The sequence below is a fragment of the Paraburkholderia sp. GW821-FHT02A12 genome (genome assembly GCF_059422005.1).
On sequence record NZ_JBWKWA010000001.1, the window covers coordinates 2,909,845 to 2,930,145 of the forward strand.

Below are 20,301 nucleotides of genomic sequence, written 5' to 3' on the forward strand. Positions count from 1 at the left end.
TCATTCGATCGAACTGCTGCTTTAGGCGAGGCGCTGGCGCCGCCGCTTTGCCGCCGCCAGGGTGGGCAGCGGAATCGGCACTGCGCCGGACACGCCCTGCTCGATCAGAAAATCGCGGAACAGGCTGGCGACATGCGGCAAGCGTTTATCGGACACGTGCATCACATACCAGTCGCGCTCGATCGGATTGGCGGGCAACGGCAGCAACGCGAGCAAGCCGGCCTGAAACTCCAGCGAACAGGCATGCAGCGACAGAAACGCGATGCCCAATCCCGCTTCGACCAGTTGCTTGATCGCCTCGTTGCTCGACAGCTCAGAACCGATATGCAGTTTGTGACCGGCTTGCCGAAACAGATTCTCGACAGTCGAGCGCGTGCCCGAGCCCCGCTCCCGCACGAATAGATTCGCGGATTGCAGGTCGTCGAGCGACAGGCGCTTTTTTTTCATCAGCGCATGCGCGGGCGAGGCGACGAACGCCATCGGATGCTTCGCAAACGCGGTGGCCACCGTGCGCAATTCGCGCGGCGCGCTGCCCATCACCGCGAGATCGATCTCGTGCGTGGCGAGCATGCGGATGATGTCGGCGCGATTGCCGACCTTGAACTGCACCTTCACTTGCGGGCGCAATTCGGTGAAGCGCACCAGAAACGGCGGGATCAGATATTCCGCGGTGGTGATCGCGCCGATCCGCAAGGTGCCGCCCTGCTCTCCGTGCAACGCGGCCAGATCGTCCGCCGCGCCGTTCCATAAATCGAGAATCTCCAGCGCGTAGCGCGCGAGGATTTCGCCCGCCGCCGTCAATTGCACGCCACGGCCGACCCGCTGCAATAGCGGCGCGCCGGCGGCGTCTTCGAGCAGACGCACCTGGAGCGATACCGCCGGCTGCGTGAGGCGCAATTCTTCCGCCGCGCGCGACACGCTGCCGAGTTTCGCGACGGTATGCAAGGCCTTCAATTGGCGGAACGTGGCTGCCTTTAGCATAAGTCCTAACCTATATGTTCTTCATAAACATTAAATTGTGCTGCTGATTAGGCCGATTCTATACTGACCCTGACAGATGAGGCCTGTGCATGTTTTGTATGGCGCGCTGACACGTTGACGCCGTCTCCGGCTCATTGGGCTCATTGTGAATAACCAGTGCGGATAAGCAGCTCGGATAACTTCGGGAGGATACGGATCATGGGCGCAGTCGATCGGCAGGCAAGCTCTACAGCATCAGACGCCACGCGAAGCGCGGCACACAGGATCGTGATCGTCGGCGGTGGCGTCGGCGGCCTTGGGCTCGCTACGCGTCTGTCCGAAACGCTCGGTCGCGAGGGGCTCGCGAAGATCGTGCTGGTCGACCGCTGGCCGACGCATTTCTGGAAGCCGTTGCTGCACGAAGCCGCTTCCGGCCAGCTCGATCCGGCCACGCATCAACTGCAATACGCAGTGCAGGCGCAGCGGTACGGTTTCGAATTCGAACAGGGTGAACTCGCGGCGCTCGATCGCGCGCAACAGCACGTCACCGTGAACGCACTGCACGACGCCGACGGCCGCGAAATCCTGCCCGCGCGTCAGCTTGGGTTCGATACGCTGGTGCTGGCAATGGGCAGCGTCACGCAATATTTCGGCGTGCCAGGCGCGGCAGAACACGCGTTGCCGCTCGAATCGGTCGCGCATGCGGAAGCGTTCCGCCGCAAGCTGCTCGACACCTGTCTTCGCGCAAACCATGCGCGCCGCGCTCGCACTTCGCAGGCGGACACGCCCGTGTCGATCAACATCGTCGGCGCGGGCGCAACCGGCGTCGAACTCGCCGCGGCCTTGCGCGACACTGTGCGTCTGCTGAAGCGCTATAGCCCGTTCGCACTCGATCCGGTGCATGACTTTCGCGTCCGTCTGATCGAAAGCGGCGAGCGCGTGCTGCCTGCGTTGTCCGACACGATTTCGACGCGTGCACAACGGATGCTCGAGAACCTCGGCGTCGAAGTATTGAACGCGACGCGCGTCACCGAAGTGCGGGCCGACGCCGTGTTGACGAACGACGGCGCACCGCTCGCGAGCGACATCGCGATCTGGACCGCGGGTATCGCGGGGCCACCGGTGTTGCGCACACTGGACGGCATCGCGGTCAATCGCAACGCCCAGGTGCTGGTGAACCGCACGCTGCAGTGCACGAATGACGCGAACATATTCGGGCTAGGCGATTGCGCGGCCTGCCCTTCTGAAACCGCGGGTGCGTTTCTGGCGCCGCGCGCCCAGGTCGCGCATCAGCAGGCGCTGTTCCTCGCGCGTGCTTTGAAGTGCCGGGTGGCCGGCGAGGCGTTGCCCGAGTTCGCGTATCGCGATGCTGGCACGCTGGTCGGTTTCGGCCGTGAAGGCACGATCGGCAACCTGAGCAGCAGCTTGCTGACGCGGCCGGTGTTCGTCGACGGCTGGCTGGCAACGGCCGTCTACAAGCTCATCTACCGCCGCCACGTGATGACGCTGACCGGCTTCGCGCGCATGGCGCTCGATACAGCGAGCCACTGGTTGCGCAGGCGCGTGCATCCGGTGATCCGACTTCACTGAAGCCGGCAAGCATCGAAAAGCGCCGCGGATCTTCTTCGAAAGATCCGCGGGCGGCCTCAGTCGAGAAACTCGGCCGCCCGCTTGCGCAGCACCACGCCGAAATCGTCGAGCCAGCCGATCGAGAGGCGCCAGCTCTGCCAATACAGATCGATGTCGAGATGCTTGCCGGGCGCCATGTCGACCAGTTCGCCGCTGGCCAGATGCGGCGCGATCATCCGTTCCGGGCACATGCCCCAGCCGAGCCCGGTCACGCAGGCGCGCAAGAAGCCGGCAACGTGCGGAATCCAGTGCAGCGGCGGATCGAGTTCCGCCCGTGTGATGCGGCGCATGAAGCGCTTTTGCAACTGATCCTTCGGATTGAAATCGACGCACGGTGCACGCCGCAAGGTCTCGCGCGTGATGCCGCCGGCAAAATGGCGCGCCAGAAAGTCGGGCGAACAGACCGCCAGATAGCGCATCCGGCCGAGGCGCGTCGAGCGGCAGCCCTGCACCGGCTCGGCTTGCGTCGTGACCGCGCCCTGCACGCTGCCGTCGCGAATCCGCTCGGCCGTGTGGTCCTGATCGTCGATCACCAGATCGAGCAGCATTTCCCGCTCGGCACAGAAACCCGCCACCGCATCGATAAACCAGGTGCCAACACTGTCGTCGTTGACGGCCACGCGCAGCGCCGGCCACGGCTCGACCAGCGCGCCGGGCAGCGCCGGCAGCCGGCCGGTCAGCTCCGCCTCCAGTAACTGCACGCGTTCGGTATGGCGGCACAGCAGCGCGCCCGAGGTGGTCGCGACGCACGGCTGACCACGCTTGACGAGCACGCTGCCCACCCGCTCCTCCAGCAGCTTGACCCGTTGCGATACCGCGGACGGCGTCACATTCAGCTCGCTGGCCGCGCGGTCGAACGAACCGTGACGCACCACGGCGGCCAGCGCATCGAGCAGTGCATAGTCGAGCATTAGCGCTCCTTAATCTGCATTAAGTAAATTAGCTTCTCTTAGGCGAAGCAAAACCGCAGACTAGCGCTGTTCGTTTCTCCCGTCTACTGGATCGATTATGAATTGGCTGTCTTTTTCCCACGGTGCAGCGCTGTGCGCGTCGCTGATCGTGACGATCGGCGCGCAGAATGCGTTCGTGCTGCGGCAAGGGATCATGCGCTCGCACGTCGGCAAGATCGTCGCGTTGTGCGTGCTCTCGGACTTCATCCTGATCGGCGCGGGCGTCGGCGGCGCGTCGGTGCTGGTCGAGCGCTATCCGGTGTTCGTGCACGCCATGCTGTACGTGGGGCTCGCCTATCTGGCGTGGTTCGGCATCAATGCGCTGCGGCGCGCGCTGCGGCCGGGGCATGCCGTTCTGGACGCGAACGCGAATGGCACGGTTACGCCTCCCGTGCAACGCGCGATGCCGATCATCCTGATGACGCTGGCCTTCACGTGGCTCAATCCGCACGTGTATCTCGACACGTTCCTGCTGATCGGCACGGCCGGTGCGCGTGAACCGGAAGGCGCACGCGTGGCGTTCGCGCTCGGCGCGATGGCCGTGAGCGGGATCTGGTTTCTCGGCCTGGGTTACGGTGCGCGAGCGTTGGCGCCGCTGTTTCGCCGCGCAACCGCGTGGCGCGTGCTGGACGGTGCGATCGGCAGCATGGTGTTGCTGCTCGCGGTGACGCAGCTTCGTTGAGCCGTTCGGATGGGTTGCTGCTTCGTTGCACGTCGCCCGCGCCTGGCGCCGCCTGGCCGTAATCCGTCGCCGCCTGCGGTTGCATGAACTTGCATGAAGTTGCCTTCGCTGCTTCGGGTTGCCGCGCGCCGCCGTCAGGCGATGTTTTCCGCTTCGTAGAGCCGCCGGCCCGCTGCATCCTTCGCGCCGAGGGTCGGCGTGAAATCGATCGGCCACTCGATGCCGATGTCCGGATCTCTCCACAAAATGCAGCGCTCGAGTTCGGGGAACCAGTATTCGGTGGTCTTCCACAGGCATTCGGCACTGTCGGACAACACCACGAAGCCGTGCGCGAAGCCCGGCGGCACCCATATCTGCCGATGGTTGGCCGCGCTCAGATACACGCCGCACCATTTGCCGAAGCTCGACGAACGAAGCCTTACGTCCACGACGACGTCGAATACCTCGCCCACCACCACCCGCACGAGCCGCCCTTGCGGGCGCTGCACCTGATAATGCAAACCGCGCAGGACGCCACGCACCGCACGCAGATGACGGTCCTGCACGAAGCTGAATCCGTGCGCCACATCGTCGGTAAATTCGTCCGCGCTAAAGCTCTCGAAGCAGAAGCCAAATTCGTCGCTGAACACCTCGGGCTCGATGACCTTCACATCCGGCAATGCCGTCGCGGTTACCTTGTTGCCCATTGCCACTGTGCCCGTAAGAAGCCTGCCCGGCGAAAGCACGGCCGGCAATCCAGCCATGTCGAACGGTTTGAACGGTTTGAACGGTTTTTTTACCCTGCGTCGTCGGCCCGGCGCCGGCGCATGTCTACGCCTCGCTCGCTACCCGGCTGCGCGCACGATATTCGGTGGGCGACAACGCCATACGCTTGCGAAAGATCTTCGCCAGACGATCGCCGTTGCCGGTGCCGCTGCGCCGCGCGATCTTGTCGACCGGCAATTCGGTTTCGGTCAGGAAGTTGCAGGCAATGCGCAGCCGCACCTGCAGCAGATAGTCGGATGGCGTCACCTGCATTTCATGCTTGAAGCGGCGCAGGAAATTGCGCTCGCTCATGGCCGCCACCTGCGCGGCATCGGCAACCGACACCGGACGGTCGCAGTTCGCTTCCATCCATCGCGCGGCGGCGCGGATTTTTTCGGCCACGCTGAGCGTGCCGCCTTCAGCCGGCAGCGGCACCCATGTGGCGGCCATGCCCGGCATCACACGATCGGCGACGCTGCGCGCGAGTTCCGCGCCGAGATCGCGCTTGATGAACATCAGGGCGCTGCGCGCGCAGTCGTGACGGTCGTCGGCGGCGTTGAGCGCGGCCTCGGCCGCAACGTGGCCCAAATGACGGCTCGCCTGCAGGCCGTCATGCTCGAACGGGCCGGCGGCTTCGAGCACGAGACGGCCCTCGCCGATCGTTTCGATCGTGCGGGTGCGCGTTTGCACCGATCGCAGCCAGCTCAACAGCCGCTCGTCGCGCGCGGCCACATGCGCACCGTAGCCTCCCGCGATGAACAGCACGTCGAAACCGGCGCCGTAGCGCGCATCGATACGGTCGGTCCAGATGCGTACCGACGAAGAACTGGTGACGCTGCCGCCGTCCATCGATAGAAACTGCACTTCATACGGCGGGTATTCTCCGGCCCTTGAACCGGCGAGTTCGTTGGCGGTCTGGAACATCTCGACCACCGTGCCGGGTCCGAGCAGCCAGAAACCGTCGAACAGCAATACGCCGATGCGCCGCGCGGCAGAACGCACGTTCAGGTTCGGCGTGTGCAACCAGGTGATCCTCGCAGTATCGATGCTCATGTGCGGCATGATCTTTCCCCAAAGCGGTAATGCATTGCGGACCCCGTTGAACCGTCAGGCCGGCCGATATGCGTGCGTTTATTATGGCTGCTTAAATCCGCCGGCAACGTTGTTTGGCGGATTATGCGAGATGTTAGCGGAATGCACCGCTATAGTAAATTTGAAAAACAGTCAGTCAGTGCGAATCCGAAGGTATGAAGAAAACCATTTGCTGCGCGCGTTTCATATGAGAATAAGGAGATAAGCTCGCGAAACCGCAGACTACGACGGATTCGCGGCAAAGCGCGCCTCGCTTCAATCTCGCAGACACGCATGCACATTACCTTTCAAGCCGAGTCAGACAACCGCCCAGCTTATTCCCACACTGTGAATTCGTCGATTCGACTCGCGATTCCGGCAGACAAAAGTGTTTCAAACCTGAAATACAAACCTCACAGATAATACACATTCAATCCGGTTTTCAATTCGCAAACCGGGAATTTATTGACTCGACCAGCGCGGTAATCCGCGCATTATATTGCTTCATGCCGGATTAAGTAATTCGGTGCCAGATTTGAAACGAGCAAAATCGTTTCATTATTGAAACATCAGAGACCTTAATATCTTACATAACTTGACAATCTTGCATCGCAAAATCGAAAACATCAGACGATTGAGCGGTCCGAATATCCCTTCGCGCTCCCGTGCTTAAACAGAGTTTCATCCGCGGATCGCGCCCTTCAAGACTTCGCGCCGGCTGGCGGCGCCATCATTTGCGCATCGTGAGAGCCGGAAGGGCTTCACCGACGACCGGCGGGTCGAACCGTGCGTTCAACCCCGCGGCCGCACGGGTTCATGCTTCCACGCTGTCACCGGCCATTGGTCAGGCGGCCGGCTTCGCTTTCCGCGCGGCGCTCACGCCGCTCGATGCGCCTGCGATTCAGCTCCGCGAGCCGCCGCCTGCCATGCGTGAGCGACACGACCGCATGAAACGCAACAGGCGCGAACACGAGCCCGAACAGCGTGGCAGCGAGCACCCCGCCGAACACGCCGGTACCGATCGAGCGGCGGCTTTCGGCACCCGCGCCGCTCGACACCACCAGCGGCACGACGCCGAGCAAAAACGCCGCCGAGGTCATCACGATTGGCCGGAAGCGCGCGGCGGCGGCCTCGGTCACGGCACGCGTCAAAGGCAAGCCGCGCTGGTGCAGATCGCGGGCGAACTGCACGATCAGAATCGCGTTCTTCGCTGCGAGGCCGATCACGGTAATCATGCCGACCTTGAAGTAGACGTCGTTGGGCATGCCGCGCAACAGCACCGCGGCGACTGCGCCGATCACGCCGAGCGGCACCACCATCAAGACCGAAAGCGGAATCGTCCAGCTTTCATAGAGCGCGGCCAGCGCCATGAACACCGCCAGCAGCGACAAACCGATCAGCAGCGGCGTGAGCCGCGCCGCCGCGGTTTCCTCGCGCGCCGCGTCGACCCAGTCATAACCGACGCCCACCGGCAGCGCCGCCGCAAGCCGTTCCATCTCGGCCATCGCCGCACCTGAGCTATAACCCGGCGCCGCGCGGCCGCTGACGTCGAGCGACGGATAACCGTTGTAGCGGCTCAGCATCACCGGGCCGATGGTCCAGTGGCGCGTCGCAATCGCCGACAGCGGCACCATCCCGCCCGTGGCGTTGGGCACCGCGAGCGCCATCAGATCGTCGTCGGTCATGCGGGTGGCCGCGTCGGCGGCGATCATCACGCGGCGCATGCGGCCGCCTGCCGGAAAATCGTCGATGTAGGTCGCGCCGAACGTGCTGCCCAGCACTTCGGCAATGCGCTCGAACGGCACACCGAGCGCGTACGCTTTCGCGCGGTCGATATCGAGTTCGACGCGCGGCGCGTCCGGCAAATCTTCGGAGTGCACTGAGGCCAGCACCGGGCTTGCCTTGGCCTGCGCAAACAGCTGCTCGCGTGCGGCCTTCAGCGTATCCAGACCGACCCCGCCGCGATCTTCGAGCCGGAACACGAAACCGTCCGAATGCCCGAGACCCGGCACCGAAGGCGGCAATTGTGCTTCCACATTGCCGTCGAGGATCTTCCCGAACTGCTCGTTGAGCTTGTCGCGCAACGCCAGCGCACCGGTGTCGCGCTTGTCCCAGTCCTTCAGTTCGACAAATGCCATCGCCACGTTCTGGCCGCTGCCGGTAAAGCTCCAGCCCATCACACTGGTGACGTTCGAAATGGCCGGCTCGGCGTGCAGAATCTTTTCCATGCGCTCGACCGCCGCCAGCGTGCGCGCCTGGGTCGCGCCGGCGGGCAACTGCACCGTCACCTGCAACTGGCCTTCGTCCTCGCTCGGCAGAAAGCCGCCGGGCATCTGCCAATACAGCACGCCGCACACGCCGACCAGCACCGCGTAAATCGCCAGCATCGGCGCGACGCGGCGCAGAATGCGCGCCGCGAGCCCGCGATAACCGCTCGCGGCGCGCTCGAAGCCGGACGTGAAACGGCTCGCCGCGCGTGCCGCCAAACCGGGCAAGCCGCGGCGCGCATTGCGCTGACGGACCGAGTGCTTGTGCGCCTTCAGCAAGTTGGCGCACAACGCGGGCGTCAATGAAAGCGCCATGAACGACGACACCAGCATCGACGCGATCATCGCCACCGCGAACTGCCGGTAGATTCCGCCGACGCCGCCGGGAAAAAACGCCATCGGCACGAACACCGCCGTCAACACCGCGGTCACGCCGACGATCGCGCCGCCGATCTGCGTCATGGCTTGGCGCGTAGCCTCGCGCGGCGGCAGGCCCTCCTCTTCCATCACGCGATGCACGCTTTCGACCACCACGATCGCATCGTCGACGAGAATGCCGATCGCCAGCACCAGGCCGAACATCGTGAACACGTTGATCGACAGACCGCACACATACATCGCGAAAAACGCGCCCATCAGCGTGACCGGGATCACCACGGTCGGCACCAGCGTGTAGCGCAGATCGCGCAGGAACAGCCACATCACGAAGAACACCAGCACCACGGCTTCGAGCAGCGTCACGAGCACGTCGTGAATCGCGATCTGCACGAAATGCGCGTTGTCGAAGGGAATGTCGACGGCGACGCCAGGCGGCAAACGTTTCGACAATTCGGCGAGCCGCGCGCGGATCGCGTTGGATGTTTCGAGCGCATTGCCGCGCGGGCCGAGTTGAATGCCGACGGTGGCCGCGGCTTTTCCGTTCAGGCGCGACCAGTACGAATAGTTGTCGCGGCCGAGCTCGACGCGCGCGACATCGCGCAGGCGCACCGCCGAGCCATCGGGATTCGCCTTCAACACGATCTCGCCGAATTCGGCGGGCGAGATCAGTTGGCCCTTCACGCTCACCGAAGCGGTCAATTGCTGACCCGCGACGAACGGCACATCGCCCAAAGTCCCCGCCGTCACCGTGGCGTTTTGCGCGGCGATCGCGGCGTTCACTTCGGCGGCGCCCAGGCCGTACTCGCGCAGCTTCATCGGGTCGAGCCAGATGCGCAGCGCTTCGTCGGCGTCCCACAACTGGGCGGAGCCCACGCCGGGCGCGCGCTTCAGTTCGCGCATCACGTAGCGGCTCAGATAGTCGCTCAACTGCACGGAGTCTCGCGTGCCGTCGGTGGAGGTGAGCGCGACCAGCATCAGGAAGGTGTTGGCCGCCTTGAACACGCTGATGCCCTGCTGCACGACTTGCTGCGGCAGGCGCGACTCGATCTGCTTCAGGCGGTTCTGCACGTCGACCATTGCGAGATCGGGATTGGTGCCCGGCGCGAAGGTCACGGCGATTTCGAGTTCGCCGAGGTTGTCGCTGGTCGTTTCGTAGTACAGCATGTTGTCGGCGCCATCGAGACTCTCCTCGATGATGCTGCCGACGTTCGCGTCCACGACTTCAGTCGACGCGCCTGGATAGGTGGCGCTGATGACGACGCGCGGCGGTGCGAGGCGCGGATACTGCGCGACCGGCAGTTGCGGAATAGCGAGCGCGCCCGCCACGACAATGGCGAGCGCGACGATCCATGCGAAGACCGGGCGGTCGATGAAAAAAAATGGCACGCAAAAGTCCGTTCAAGTGGCAAGAAAGCGCGGCGCGTCGACCAGACGGGCCACATGCAGCACATCGGCCAGCACACCGTCGCGCATCGCATAACCACGCGAGCGGCCTTCTTCGACGAAACCGAACTTGCGATACAGCGCGATGGCCGGCGCATTGTCGGTGAACACGGTGAGTTCGATGCGGCGCAAACCGAGCGACGCATCCGCGCATTCGGTCAGCGCCTGCAGGAGCGCCGTGCCGACACCGCGCCCATGATACGCGTCGTGCACCGCCAATCCTAACTCCGCGCCGTGTGCACGGCACGGCCGAAAAACCGTAAGTCCGGTCAGTCCCTCGGGCAATCTCTCAGGTTTAGATTTTGTTTTTATGTGTTGATCCATAGGCTCATAAGGTCAATTCAAAAGATCGCGCCAGAATGCCGGGCAATTGCACGCCGCCGGTTGCGCGCTCGCCCCATGTCGAATCGCTCAGCAGCAACTCGGGTTGCGCGCCGAGCTGTTCGAGTTCGCCGCCGAGCAGCCGGTACAGGCTGTCGTCGAAACGCATCGCTTCGAGCGGCGCGACGATCTGTCCATGTTCGACCCAAAAGGTCGCGAAGCGCGTCATGCCGGTCAGGCGGCAATTCATCCGGTCCGAGAAATTCACGTACCAGAGATTGCCGATGTAGAGGCCGGTATCGAGTTTCGCCAGCACGTCCTGTTCCGCCAGATCGCCGCCTTCCATCGAGAGCGCCGCCGGCGATTCGTTCGCCAGCGCGCCGTTGGGCGTCAAACCGTACTCGCGTGCGCTGCGGGCATTGGTCAAGCGCTCGGCGCTTCGCCCCGCCTGGATCAGCGGCACGCTTTCGCGCAGATAGCCGTCGTCGTTAAAGCCCGGCGTGATGCCGAGATCGAGGTCTTCGCTCAAGCTCACGCGCGGATCGAGCGCGACTTCGCCGGTGTGCAGTTTGTACAACTCGCTGCGTGAGCTCGCCTGGGCTCGCGCGGAGAAACCGCTCCATGCGCTCACACCGAGCAATTCCGCAAGTGCCGCGGGCGCCAGATACGAGCGGTAACGCCCCGGCGCCAACGCACGCGGCATGCGCGCGAGCACGGCAAGGCGGCCCGCCGCCTGCTCGACTTTGCGCGCGAAGATGGCGTCGCTCCAGTCGTCGCCGGCGTAGGTCGTTTTGATCGCGCGGCCGCTCGGGTCGTACAGCGACCAGCTGAAATTGAAGTTGTCGACCTCGTACCAGCCGCGGCTGCCGCTGGTGGACGCGAAGCCGCGGACGATCGTGCCGCCCGCGTAAAAGCCGACGAAATCCAGCCCTTGCGCGCATTCGGCGACGGTGCGCAACAACGCTTGCGGGTCCGGCAGCTTGCCAGAACGCTGCGTGGCGCGCTGCCATCGCGATGTATCGAACAGCAGATGCGGATCGTCCGCCGCATTGCGCAGGCCGTCGCGCAAGGTGGCGAGCGCCGCGCTCACCTCGTCCAGATCCTGTTGCAGGTCGCCGCATACGGTCAGCGTCGAATAGGCCTGGCGCGCGCCGTCGATCAGCCGCAAGGTCAGCTTGCCTTGCGACACGCTGCCGATCTGCCGCACCTTGCCGGCATTGAAGCGGATGAAGTCCGACTGCTCGCCGGCAAACGAACTCAGCGTGATTTCACTACCCTTCCGCATGTGCTCGATCGCGTCGGACAGCGCCGTGAAATGCCGCTGCCAGTCGAGCGATGCACCGGCCCGCGAGGACATGAATTGGCTCATCAGGCGCCTCCGAACACGTCGACGTTGCTGAACACGCAAGCCGGCGATGCATGACCGACGCGAATGAGCTGCGCCGGTTCACCCTTGCCGCACATCGAGGTGCCGTACACCTCGCGCGTGCCCGCATTGCCCACCGCGCTCAGGCTGCGCCAGAAATTCGCCGAGATGCCGCGATAGTTCGGCTGCTTGACGACCTGGGTGAGCTTGCCGTTTTCGATCAACTGCCCGAACTCGCAGCCGAACTGGAATTTGTTGCGATGGTCGTCGATCGACCAGGAGGTGTTGGTTCGCATCAGAATACCGTGCTCGATGTTGCCGATCATTTCGTCCAGCGAACTATGGCCGGGCTCGACGTTCAGATTCGCCATGCGGTCGATCGGCGGCCGGTTCCAGTTCGACGCTCGCGAATTGGCGACGCCCGGCATATGCGCGCGTTGCTGCGAGAGCGCGCCGCCAAGCGGCCGTTCGAGCACGCCGTCGCGAATCAGATACTGCTTGCGCGCTTCGGTGCCGTCGTCGTCGAACGCGTACGCGGCGGCTTCCTCACGCAATTCCGGGTCGAAGGTGACGTTCAGCAGCGCCGAACCGTAGCGGTACGAACCGAACATCTCCTGCTTGACGAAGCTCCAGCCCGCGAAGTTGCGCTCGTCGCCGAGAATGCGGTCGAGTTCGAGCGGATGGCCGATCGACTCGTGAATCTGCAGCATCATCTGATCGGGCATCAGCAGCAGATCGCGCTTGCCCGAAGGGCAATTCGGCGCGGCCAGCAACTGCACTGCTTCACGGGCGACCCGTACGCCCGCGCCTTCGAAGCCGAAGCGCGCCAGCACTTCGATGCCGCCCTGACCGAGCGTGCCGTAGTTGCCGCCGAGCGTGCGCACCTGGGTGTCGCCGTTCGCATGAGCGGCCACGCTCAATTGGGGCATGACAAAGCGGAACTGCTGATCGATCCGCACGCCGTCGCCAGTGATGTAAAGCTGATCGGCATGCGTGATCTGCACAGCCGCCACACGCTCGACAATACGGGCATCGAGATTCGCGCTCGCGCATTCCACGCCCAACAGGTCGAGCCATTCGGCGCGGCCGGGTAACGCGTGCTGCGCATTCGGCGACACATAGCGGCCGCTCGCAGCCGGACGCACCACCTCGCGATGATCGATCAGCGATAGCGCGGCGCTCGCTTCCGCGCGCGCGGTCGCGATGTCGAGCGCGGCCTGCAAACCGGCGGCGGACAGATTCGCCGTGGCCGCATAGCCCGCTCCCGCGCCAGCCCATGCGATCAGCATCGCACCGCGATCGCGCACCGTGCGCAGCGGCTGGGCAATGTCGTTGCGGACTTCATGGTCGTCGATCTGTTCGTCGACAATGCGCAGCGACCAGAAGGCCGCGCGGCTCGTCAGCGACCGGGCGGCTTGCGCCCAACGTTCGTCAATCATTCGAGGTTCCCGTATGAGTCGGTGCTCAGCCAGGCGCCGGCAGAACCAGCGACGACGCCAGCAGCGACTGGGTATAAGGATGCGAAGGCGCGTGCAGCACGTCGAGCGTGTCGCCGGCTTCCACGATGCGTCCCGACTTCATCACGATTACGCGATGCGCCATAGCTCGCATCACCGCCAGATCGTGCGTGATGAACAAGTAGCTAAGCTTGTACTTTTTCTGCAGGTTTGTCAGCAGGTTCAGCACCTGCTTCTGGATCGACACGTCGAGTGCGCTGGTCGGCTCGTCGAGCACCAGCAACTCGGGCTCGACCGCCAGTGCGCGCGCAATCGCAATGCGCTGGCGCTGCCCGCCGGAAAACTCATGCGGATAGCGCAGCATCGCGTCGGCGGGCATGCCGACCTCTTCGAGCAGACCGGCGACGCGCGCGCGCCGCGCCTTCGCATCCACTTCCGGCCGATGCATCGCGAGGCCCTCGCCGACGATCTGCTCCACCGTCATGCGCGGCGACAGCGAACCGAACGGGTCCTGAAACACGACCTGCATACGCGCATACAGCGCGCGGCGCGAGGTGGCGGTCTTCAGCGTCGACAACGGCATGCCGTCGATGTGGATATGGCCCGCGGCCGGCTGCTGCAAACCGAGCACGGTGGCCGCCAGCGTCGACTTGCCGGAACCCGATTCGCCGACGATGCCGAGCGTCTCGCCGCGCTGCACGCTCAAATCGACCTCCTGCACCGCGCGAAATGTGGAGCGCTGGAACAGCGAACGCCAGCCTTTCGCGGACGTGCGGTAATCGACCGCGAGCCCCTGCACTTCGAGCAGGCGCCGCGCGCCGGCTTCGATCGGCTCGACCGCGCGTTGCGGCTCGCTGTCGAGCAGGCGCTTCGTGTACGGATGCTGCGGATCGGCGAACAAGGCTTCGGTCGTATTGGTTTCGACCAGCACGCCCTTCTCCATCACCGCGACGCGCTGCGCGAAGCGCCTGACCAGATTCAGGTCATGCGTGATCAGCAGCACGGCCATGCCGCGCTCGGCCGCCTCCTGTTCCTGCAACGCAATCAGCAGATCGACGATTTGCTGGCGCACAGTGACGTCGAGCGCGGTAGTGGGTTCGTCGGCGAGCAGCAGGCGCGGACGGCACGCGAGCGCCATCGCGATCATCGCGCGCTGCCGCTGGCCGCCGGATAGTTGATGCGGAAAGCTGTCGATGCGCCGCTCCGGCTCGGGAATGCCGGTCCGTCTGAGCAGTTCGATGCCACGCTCGCGCGCCGCGTTCGGCCGCAGGCCCTCGTGCAGGCGCAAGCTCTCGGCGATCTGCTTGCCGATCGTGAAGAGCGGATTGAGCGCCGTCATCGGTTCCTGAAACACCATCGCGACGTCGGCGCCGCGAATCCCGCGCATCTGCTGCTCGGTTTTTTGCAGCAGATCTTCGCCGTCGAGCAGCATGCGGCCGCTCAACCCGGCATGCTCGACGAGGCGCAGAATCGACAATGCGGTGACGCTCTTGCCCGACCCCGATTCGCCGACCAGCGCGACCCGCTCGCCGCGCGCGATCGAAAGGCTCAGTTCGTGCACCGCGACCTTCTCGCCGAAACGCACGGAGAAGCGGTCGATTTCCAGCAAGGGTGGGTTCAGCTTCGAGTCGCTCATCGCGGACCTCCGCCGAAGGCCGAGCCGCGCGAGCGCGTATCCAGCGCGTTGCGCAGCGCGTCGCCCATGAAGGTCAGCAGCAGCAGCGTCATCACCAGCGCCGCAAACGCCGACATCGAAATCCACCAGGCGTCGAGATTGTTCTTGCCCTCCTGAAGCAACTCGCCGAGGCTCGGCGTCGGCGGCGGCACGCCCAGGCCGAGAAAGTCGAGACTCGTCAGCGAGAGGATCGCCGCGCTCATGCGAAACGGCAGAAACGTAATCACTGGCGTCAGGCTATTGGGCAGTACATGACGCCACATGATCTGCCAGTTCGACAGCCCCATCGTGCGCGCTGCCTTCACGTAATCGAGCGAACGGTTGCGCAGGAATTCGGCGCGCACGTAGTCGGACAGCACGAGCCAGCCGAACATCGAAAGAAGAATGAACAGCAGCCACAAAGTCGGCTCGAAAATCGACGCGAAGATGATGAGCAGATACAGATCCGGCATCGAGCTCCATATTTCGATCAGGCGTTGCCCGATCAGATCGGTGCGTCCGCCATAAAAACCCTGCACCGCACCGGTCAACACGCCGATCAGCACGCCGGACACGGTCAGTGCGAGCGCCATCAGCACGGACAAACGGAAACCGTACAGGAGCCGCGCGAGCACGTCACGGCCGTATTGATCGGTGCCGAGCCAGTTGGTCGTCGTCGGCGGTGCCGGATACGGATGCGCGGCGAAGTAATCGATCGTGTCATAGTGAAAATGATTCGGCGGATATATCGCGAAGTTGCCGTTCGATTCGAGCCGCGAACGGATATACGGGTCCAGGTAGTTCGCGCGGGCCGGAAAATCACCGCCGAACAAGGTCTCCGAATAGTCCTTCACGATCGGGAAGTAATAGTGGCCTTCGTATCGGACCACCAACGGGCGATCGTTGGACAGCACCTCGCCGAGCAGGCTGATGACGAACAGCGATATGAAGATCAGGAGGCTCCAGTAACCGAGCCGCTGACGCTTGAAGCGCAGCCACGTGCGCCGCCACGGCGACGGCGACGCCGCGTGCGCGACGCCCGCCGCGTCAGCGGTCCAGGCGGTTGAATTGGATGCGGGGGTCGACGAGGACATAGCAGACGTCAGCAATGAGTTTGGTTACGAGGCCGATCAGCGTGAACAGAAAGAGCGAGCCGAGCACGACCGGATAGTCCCGGCGAATCACCGAGTCGTACGAGAGTTGGCCCATGCCGTCGAGCGAGAACAGCGTTTCGATCAGCAGGTTGCCGTTCAGGAAAGCGCCGACAAACGCGGCGGGCAGGCCTGTCAGCAACGGAATCGCGGCGTTGCGCAGCACGTGCTTCCACAGCACGTCGCGCTCCGGCGCGCCCTTGGCGCGCGCGGTCAACACATACTGACGGCCGATCTCTTCGAGGAACGTGTTCTTGGTGAGAATCGTGACGATCGCGAAGTTGCCGACCACCGAGGCCGTCACCGGTAGCACGATGTGCCACAGATAATCGAGCACTTTGCCGAAGGTGCTCAGCTCGCCGAAGTTATCCGACGTGAGACCGCGCATCGGAAACACCTGCCAGAAAGTGCCGCCGCCGAACAGCATCAGCAGCAGCACGCCGAGCACGAAGCCGGGAATCGCGTAGCCGGCCAGCACCAGCACGCTCGTTACCGTATCGAAGCGCGAGCCGTTGCGCACCGCTTTCGCAATGCCCAACGGCACCGATATCAGATACGTGAGCAGCACCGTCCATAGGCCGAGCGTGATCGACACCGGCAGCTTCGAGCGGATCACGTCCCACACGCTGTCGTGCTGGAAGTACGACTGACCGAGGTCGAAGGTCGCGTAGTGCCTGAGCATCAGCAGATAGCGCTCGAGCGGCGGCTTGTCGAAGCCGAACTGTTTCTTGATCTGTTCGATCTGCTGCGGATCGACACCCTGGCTGCCGTGATACCCGCCCGCGCCCGCCCCCGCCTCTCCGCCACGGCCAGTGCCGTGGCGGAGTTGCGTCATCACCTGTTCGACCGGCCCACCCGGCACGAACTGCGTGACGACAAAGGTCAGCGTGACCACGCCGAGCAGCGTCGGCACCATCAACAGCAAACGTCTGAGAATGTAGGCGAGCATGCTGGTCCTCAGTGGGCCGTAGCCGTGGTTGAGACAGCGGACGGCGCCGCCTGGGTTCGCGTCGCTTGTGTGCGTGGCGCCCTTGCGTACCAGTAATCGATGACCCAGTCTTCGTACAGGTAAGACGTGGGTACGATCTTCGGGAACGCCAGCGTCGTCTTGTAGCCGATGCGCGCGCCCGGCGCGTAGTACTCCGGCACCAGATAGAACGAGTAGATCAGGACGCGGTCGAGCGCACGGGTCGCCGCCTCCAGATCGTCGAGATTGGTGGCGGAGAGCGCGGAGCGAATCAGCGAGTCGACCGCTTTCGATCGAATACCCGGATAGTTCTCGGAGCCGATTTCGGACGCGGCCGCACTGCCGAATCGGCGCGTCAGTTCGGCGCCCGGAATCGTCACCGGCGGATAGATAAAGGTGGTCATGTCGTACTCGAAATTGTCCAGACGCTTCTCGTACAACGCACTGTCGATTTCGCGCATATGGGCCTGGATGCCGAGTTCGCCGAGCGCCTGCATATACGGCAGGATCAGACGATCCATACCCGGCTGATCGTCCATGATCTCGATCGTCATCGGCGTGCCGTTCGCGTCGCGCAATGCGCCGTCGCGATAGTGCCATCCAGCCTGCGCCAGCAGATCGCGTGCGACGCGCAGATTGCCGCGCAGGGAATCCGGTGGAATCGTAGTGGGTTGCTTGAGCATCGGACCGAATACTTCGGGCGGCACACTGGCGCGCAGCGGTTCAAGCAGCGCCAGTTCCTTGGGGCCGGGCATGCCGGTTGCGCCGAACGGGCTCGCCTCAAAATAGCTGCTGGTGCGCCGGTATTGGCCGTAGAACATCATCCGGTTCATCCAGTCGTAGTCGAAGGCCAGCGTGAGCGCGTGGCGCACGCGCGGGTCCTGGAACATCGGCTTGCGCATATTCATCAGCATGCCCTGCATCTGCGCGGGACCGTCGGCGAAATCACCCTTCTTCAGCAGACCGTTCCTGAAGTTCTTGCCGACGTATTTGCGCGCCCACTGGGTCGCGCTGTATTCGACGATGACGTCCGCGTCGCCGGCCTTGAAAGCTTCGAGCTGCGTGTAGTGATCGTGATACAGCTTGAACGTGATGCTCGCGAAGCGATACATGCCGCGCCGCGACGGCAGATTCGCGGCCCAGTAGTTCGGGTTGCGGCGATAGGCAATCTGCTTGTCGTTCTTGCGCGCTTCGATCAGATACGGGCCGCTCGCGATCGGCGCCTGGTTCGCGATCTGATCGAACGGCGGACGGGTGCCGTCGGCGCGCATGCCCCACTTCGGCGAGAAGATCGGCAGGTCGCCGGCGATCAGCGGCGCGCCCCGCTCGGCGTGCTTGAAATCGAAGCGCACCGTGGCCCGGTCGACCACCACGGCGCGCCTGATGACCGAGAACTGCGCGTTGTATACCGGTGAAGCTTGTGGGCTCGTCAACGTATCGAACGAATATTTGACGTCGGCAGCGGTGATCGGATCGCCGTTTGAAAAGCGCGCAGCCGGATCGATGTGGAAGGTCGCCGAACTGAGGTCCGGCGCCACTTCGACGTCATCGGCGATCAGCGGATACTCCGAGGCCAGTTCGTCCCAGCTGCGCTGCATCAGCGTATCGAACATCAGATGCAGTATGTCCGGTGCAGGCGCGCCGCGCACGAGGAACGGGTTCAGCGAGTCGTAGCTCTGCAGCTCGTCGAAGTTCTGAAAACTGAGCGTGCCGTCGGCCGGCGCCGTCGGATCGGCGTAGTCGAAGTGCGTGAAACCAGCGGGATATTTGGGCTCGTCGTATTGGGAAATCGACGCTTTGGCCTGCGCGGGCGCCGCGCTCAGGCTCAGGCTCACGCCGACGCACAGCGCGGCCAGCCATGCAGCGCCCAAGCTCGGCACCGGCGCGCGCGAGATCGTCCACACGGCGCGCGGCCAGCGAAACTTCACAAGTCTCATCTTCGGAATGCGTGAGGACGCACGCCGGCTTCGAGCCGGCGCGCGGTACGTCGAATCGGCGCGAACGACAGCCGATCGCCATCGCTCGCGTTGCTTTCCCCGGAAGCGCAGCACTGCGCCCCGGTTTACTGGTCGTCGTCGCTCGGTGCGGTCTTGAACGAGAACGCGACTTCACCGACATAAGCCTCCGCGTTCTTCTCGCATCGATACGACTTCGCCGCGGCGATGACCGCCTCGTTGAACACCGAAGTGGGCGGTGTCACGCGCATGATCTTCACATCGCTGACGCTGCCGTCAGGGCTGATCGACAGATGCGCGATCACGGTCGCCGAAATCCCTTCCTGCAGCGCGCGCCGCGGGATCTGCGGCTGCACGGCCTGACAATGACCGCGGCCGTCGACCACACCGTGCAACGCGGGTGGCGCCGCCGGCGCGGGCGGCGCGGCGGGCGCCGTGGCCGGACCCGGCGTCGCGTTCGCGGTAGCCAACGCGGGTGCGTTCGCGTTCGGATTGGCGGCTGGCGCGATGTTGGCCGGCTTCGGCGTGGGCGACGGCACGGCAGGCGGCGGCCTGGGTGTCGGCAGCGGCTTGGGCTGGACCTGCTTCGGTACCGGCTTCACGGGTGTGGGCGCGGGCGGCGGCTCGAGCTTCTTCACCTCGGGCGGCGGAGGCGGCGGCGCCATCTCCACCTGCATCACCTTGCGCTCGGGCGGCGGCGGCTGTTTGAAGCTCACCTGCGAAAGCCCGACGATCACCAGCAGCTCCACCACGAGCGCGATCCCCACGGCCGTCTTCATGGACATGCGGCCATGATGCGCCGGCGTTGACGATGCCCAGAGAGCGCCGTTCAGGCGACTTTGCGGGTCTTTCATGTCGAGTACCGGAGAGCTCATGTCGTCGGATTTGTCGCCAGTGCAACCGAACTGATGCCCGCCGCGCGCACCAGGTCCATGACCTTGACGATGTTCTTGTAGCTCGTGCCTTCGTCGCCGGCGATCGCCACGTCGACCTTCTTCGAGTCGTGCACCAGTCCTTCCAGGTGCGCGGTCAGTTCAGTCGGCGTAACGGGTTTCGCGTCCAGGTAAATCTCATCGGTCTTGGTGACGCCGATCGACACCTTCACCGTCTGCTGCAACTGCTCCGCCGTGCTCGATTGCGGCAGATCGAGTTTGATGCCCGCGCCCTGAATCATCTTCAGCGTGGCGAGCATGAAGAACACCAGCAGGAACATCATGATGTCGATCATCGGAATGATCTCGATGCGCGCCTTCTCTTCCGCGCCCAGGTAATGGCTGCGATGGTTACGCATGATCCTTCTCCTTCG

General features: G+C 64.0%; 15 protein-coding genes and 1 pseudogene. 2 read left to right on the top strand and 14 right to left on the bottom strand.

Annotation, left to right across the window (positions count from 1 at the left end; translation table 11 throughout):
- Positions 1–21 precede the first annotated feature (21 nt).
- Complete coding sequence (locus AC07WT_RS13205) at positions 22–981, bottom strand: LysR family transcriptional regulator (protein ID WP_492593615.1); 960 nt, start codon at positions 979–981, stop codon at positions 22–24.
- 198 nt (positions 982–1,179) lie between these two features.
- On the opposite strand from AC07WT_RS13205, the gene AC07WT_RS13210 reads away from it, so the two are divergent.
- A complete protein-coding gene (locus tag AC07WT_RS13210; protein WP_494947442.1) occupies positions 1,180–2,550 on the top strand; it encodes an NAD(P)/FAD-dependent oxidoreductase in 1,371 nt (456 codons plus the stop codon).
- 56 nt (positions 2,551–2,606) lie between these two features.
- Here AC07WT_RS13210 and AC07WT_RS13215 read toward each other — a convergent pair whose 3' ends face one another.
- Positions 2,607–3,500: a LysR family transcriptional regulator ArgP gene (locus AC07WT_RS13215; protein ID WP_492593617.1), complete on the bottom strand. Its 894-nt coding sequence runs from the start codon at positions 3,498–3,500 to the stop codon at positions 2,607–2,609.
- A gap of 97 nt (positions 3,501–3,597) precedes the next feature.
- Here AC07WT_RS13215 and AC07WT_RS13220 point away from each other — a divergent pair, with 97 nt between their 5' ends.
- Positions 3,598–4,221, top strand: a complete 624-nt coding sequence (locus tag AC07WT_RS13220) for a LysE/ArgO family amino acid transporter (RefSeq protein ID WP_494947443.1) — start codon at positions 3,598–3,600, stop codon at positions 4,219–4,221.
- Between the two features lie 134 nt (positions 4,222–4,355).
- On the opposite strand, the gene rfbC is transcribed toward AC07WT_RS13220, so the two are convergent.
- From rfbC to AC07WT_RS13280, 12 genes and pseudogenes are all read right to left on the bottom strand, one after another.
- Positions 4,356–4,907 carry a dTDP-4-dehydrorhamnose 3,5-epimerase gene (gene rfbC, locus AC07WT_RS13225; RefSeq protein WP_494947444.1) on the bottom strand — a complete coding sequence of 184 codons (552 nt, stop codon included), beginning with the start codon at positions 4,905–4,907 and terminating at the stop codon, positions 4,356–4,358.
- A 124-nt stretch (positions 4,908–5,031) separates the two neighbouring features.
- Positions 5,032–6,027, bottom strand: a complete 996-nt coding sequence (locus AC07WT_RS13230) for a GlxA family transcriptional regulator (protein ID WP_494947445.1) — start codon at positions 6,025–6,027, stop codon at positions 5,032–5,034.
- An 839-nt stretch (positions 6,028–6,866) separates the two neighbouring features.
- The gene (locus AC07WT_RS13235; RefSeq protein ID WP_494947446.1) at positions 6,867–10,067 is read right to left on the bottom strand and encodes a multidrug efflux RND transporter permease subunit; all 3,201 of its coding nucleotides are present in this window, start codon (positions 10,065–10,067) and stop codon (positions 6,867–6,869) included.
- Positions 10,068–10,079: 12 nt separating this feature from the next.
- Positions 10,080–10,400: pseudogene (locus tag AC07WT_RS13240) on the bottom strand (GNAT family N-acetyltransferase); the annotation flags it as partial.
- A gap of 52 nt (positions 10,401–10,452) precedes the next feature.
- Entirely contained in the window at positions 10,453–11,814 is a 1,362-nt protein-coding gene (locus AC07WT_RS13245; protein WP_494947447.1) for a TldD/PmbA family protein, read from the bottom strand.
- Complete coding sequence (locus AC07WT_RS13250) at positions 11,814–13,250, bottom strand: TldD/PmbA family protein (RefSeq protein WP_494947448.1); 1,437 nt, start codon at positions 13,248–13,250, stop codon at positions 11,814–11,816. The genes AC07WT_RS13245 and AC07WT_RS13250 overlap by 1 nt, the downstream gene beginning before the upstream one ends.
- A gap of 25 nt (positions 13,251–13,275) precedes the next feature.
- Positions 13,276–14,904, bottom strand: coding sequence for an ABC transporter ATP-binding protein (locus AC07WT_RS13255; RefSeq protein ID WP_494947449.1), 1,629 nt, complete (start codon positions 14,902–14,904; stop codon positions 13,276–13,278).
- Positions 14,901–16,016, bottom strand: coding sequence for an ABC transporter permease (locus tag AC07WT_RS13260; protein ID WP_494947450.1), 1,116 nt, complete (start codon positions 16,014–16,016; stop codon positions 14,901–14,903). The genes AC07WT_RS13255 and AC07WT_RS13260 overlap by 4 nt, the downstream gene beginning before the upstream one ends.
- Positions 15,970–17,022, bottom strand: coding sequence for a microcin C ABC transporter permease YejB (locus AC07WT_RS13265; RefSeq protein WP_494947451.1), 1,053 nt, complete (start codon positions 17,020–17,022; stop codon positions 15,970–15,972). Before AC07WT_RS13265 ends, AC07WT_RS13260 begins: the two co-directional genes overlap by 47 nt.
- A gap of 8 nt (positions 17,023–17,030) precedes the next feature.
- A complete protein-coding gene (locus AC07WT_RS13270) occupies positions 17,031–18,977 on the bottom strand; it encodes an extracellular solute-binding protein (protein ID WP_494947452.1) in 1,947 nt (648 codons plus the stop codon).
- Between the two features lie 125 nt (positions 18,978–19,102).
- Positions 19,103–19,870 carry an energy transducer TonB gene (locus tag AC07WT_RS13275; RefSeq protein WP_492594886.1) on the bottom strand — a complete coding sequence of 256 codons (768 nt, stop codon included), beginning with the start codon at positions 19,868–19,870 and terminating at the stop codon, positions 19,103–19,105.
- The gene (locus tag AC07WT_RS13280) at positions 19,867–20,286 is read right to left on the bottom strand and encodes an ExbD/TolR family protein (protein ID WP_494947453.1); all 420 of its coding nucleotides are present in this window, start codon (positions 20,284–20,286) and stop codon (positions 19,867–19,869) included. The genes AC07WT_RS13275 and AC07WT_RS13280 overlap by 4 nt, the downstream gene beginning before the upstream one ends.
- Between the last annotated feature and the right edge of the window lie 15 nt (positions 20,287–20,301).

Coding starts and splice junctions, on each gene's coding strand:
- AC07WT_RS13205 (WP_492593615.1), bottom strand. CDS start 981: ATGCTAAAGGCAGCCACGTTCCGCCAATTGAAGGCCTTGCATACCGTC.
- AC07WT_RS13210 (WP_494947442.1), top strand. CDS start 1,180: ATGGGCGCAGTCGATCGGCAGGCAAGCTCTACAGCATCAGACGCCACG.
- AC07WT_RS13215 (WP_492593617.1), bottom strand. CDS start 3,500: ATGCTCGACTATGCACTGCTCGATGCGCTGGCCGCCGTGGTGCGTCAC.
- AC07WT_RS13220 (WP_494947443.1), top strand. CDS start 3,598: ATGAATTGGCTGTCTTTTTCCCACGGTGCAGCGCTGTGCGCGTCGCTG.
- rfbC (WP_494947444.1), bottom strand. CDS start 4,907: ATGGGCAACAAGGTAACCGCGACGGCATTGCCGGATGTGAAGGTCATC.
- AC07WT_RS13230 (WP_494947445.1), bottom strand. CDS start 6,027: ATGCCGCACATGAGCATCGATACTGCGAGGATCACCTGGTTGCACACG.
- AC07WT_RS13245 (WP_494947447.1), bottom strand. CDS start 11,814: ATGAGCCAATTCATGTCCTCGCGGGCCGGTGCATCGCTCGACTGGCAG.
- AC07WT_RS13250 (WP_494947448.1), bottom strand. CDS start 13,250: ATGATTGACGAACGTTGGGCGCAAGCCGCCCGGTCGCTGACGAGCCGC.
- AC07WT_RS13255 (WP_494947449.1), bottom strand. CDS start 14,904: ATGAGCGACTCGAAGCTGAACCCACCCTTGCTGGAAATCGACCGCTTC.
- AC07WT_RS13260 (WP_494947450.1), bottom strand. CDS start 16,016: ATGTCCTCGTCGACCCCCGCATCCAATTCAACCGCCTGGACCGCTGAC.
- AC07WT_RS13265 (WP_494947451.1), bottom strand. CDS start 17,022: ATGCTCGCCTACATTCTCAGACGTTTGCTGTTGATGGTGCCGACGCTG.
- AC07WT_RS13270 (WP_494947452.1), bottom strand. CDS start 18,977: ATGAGACTTGTGAAGTTTCGCTGGCCGCGCGCCGTGTGGACGATCTCG.
- AC07WT_RS13275 (WP_492594886.1), bottom strand. CDS start 19,870: ATGAGCTCTCCGGTACTCGACATGAAAGACCCGCAAAGTCGCCTGAAC.
- AC07WT_RS13280 (WP_494947453.1), bottom strand. CDS start 20,286: ATGCGTAACCATCGCAGCCATTACCTGGGCGCGGAAGAGAAGGCGCGC.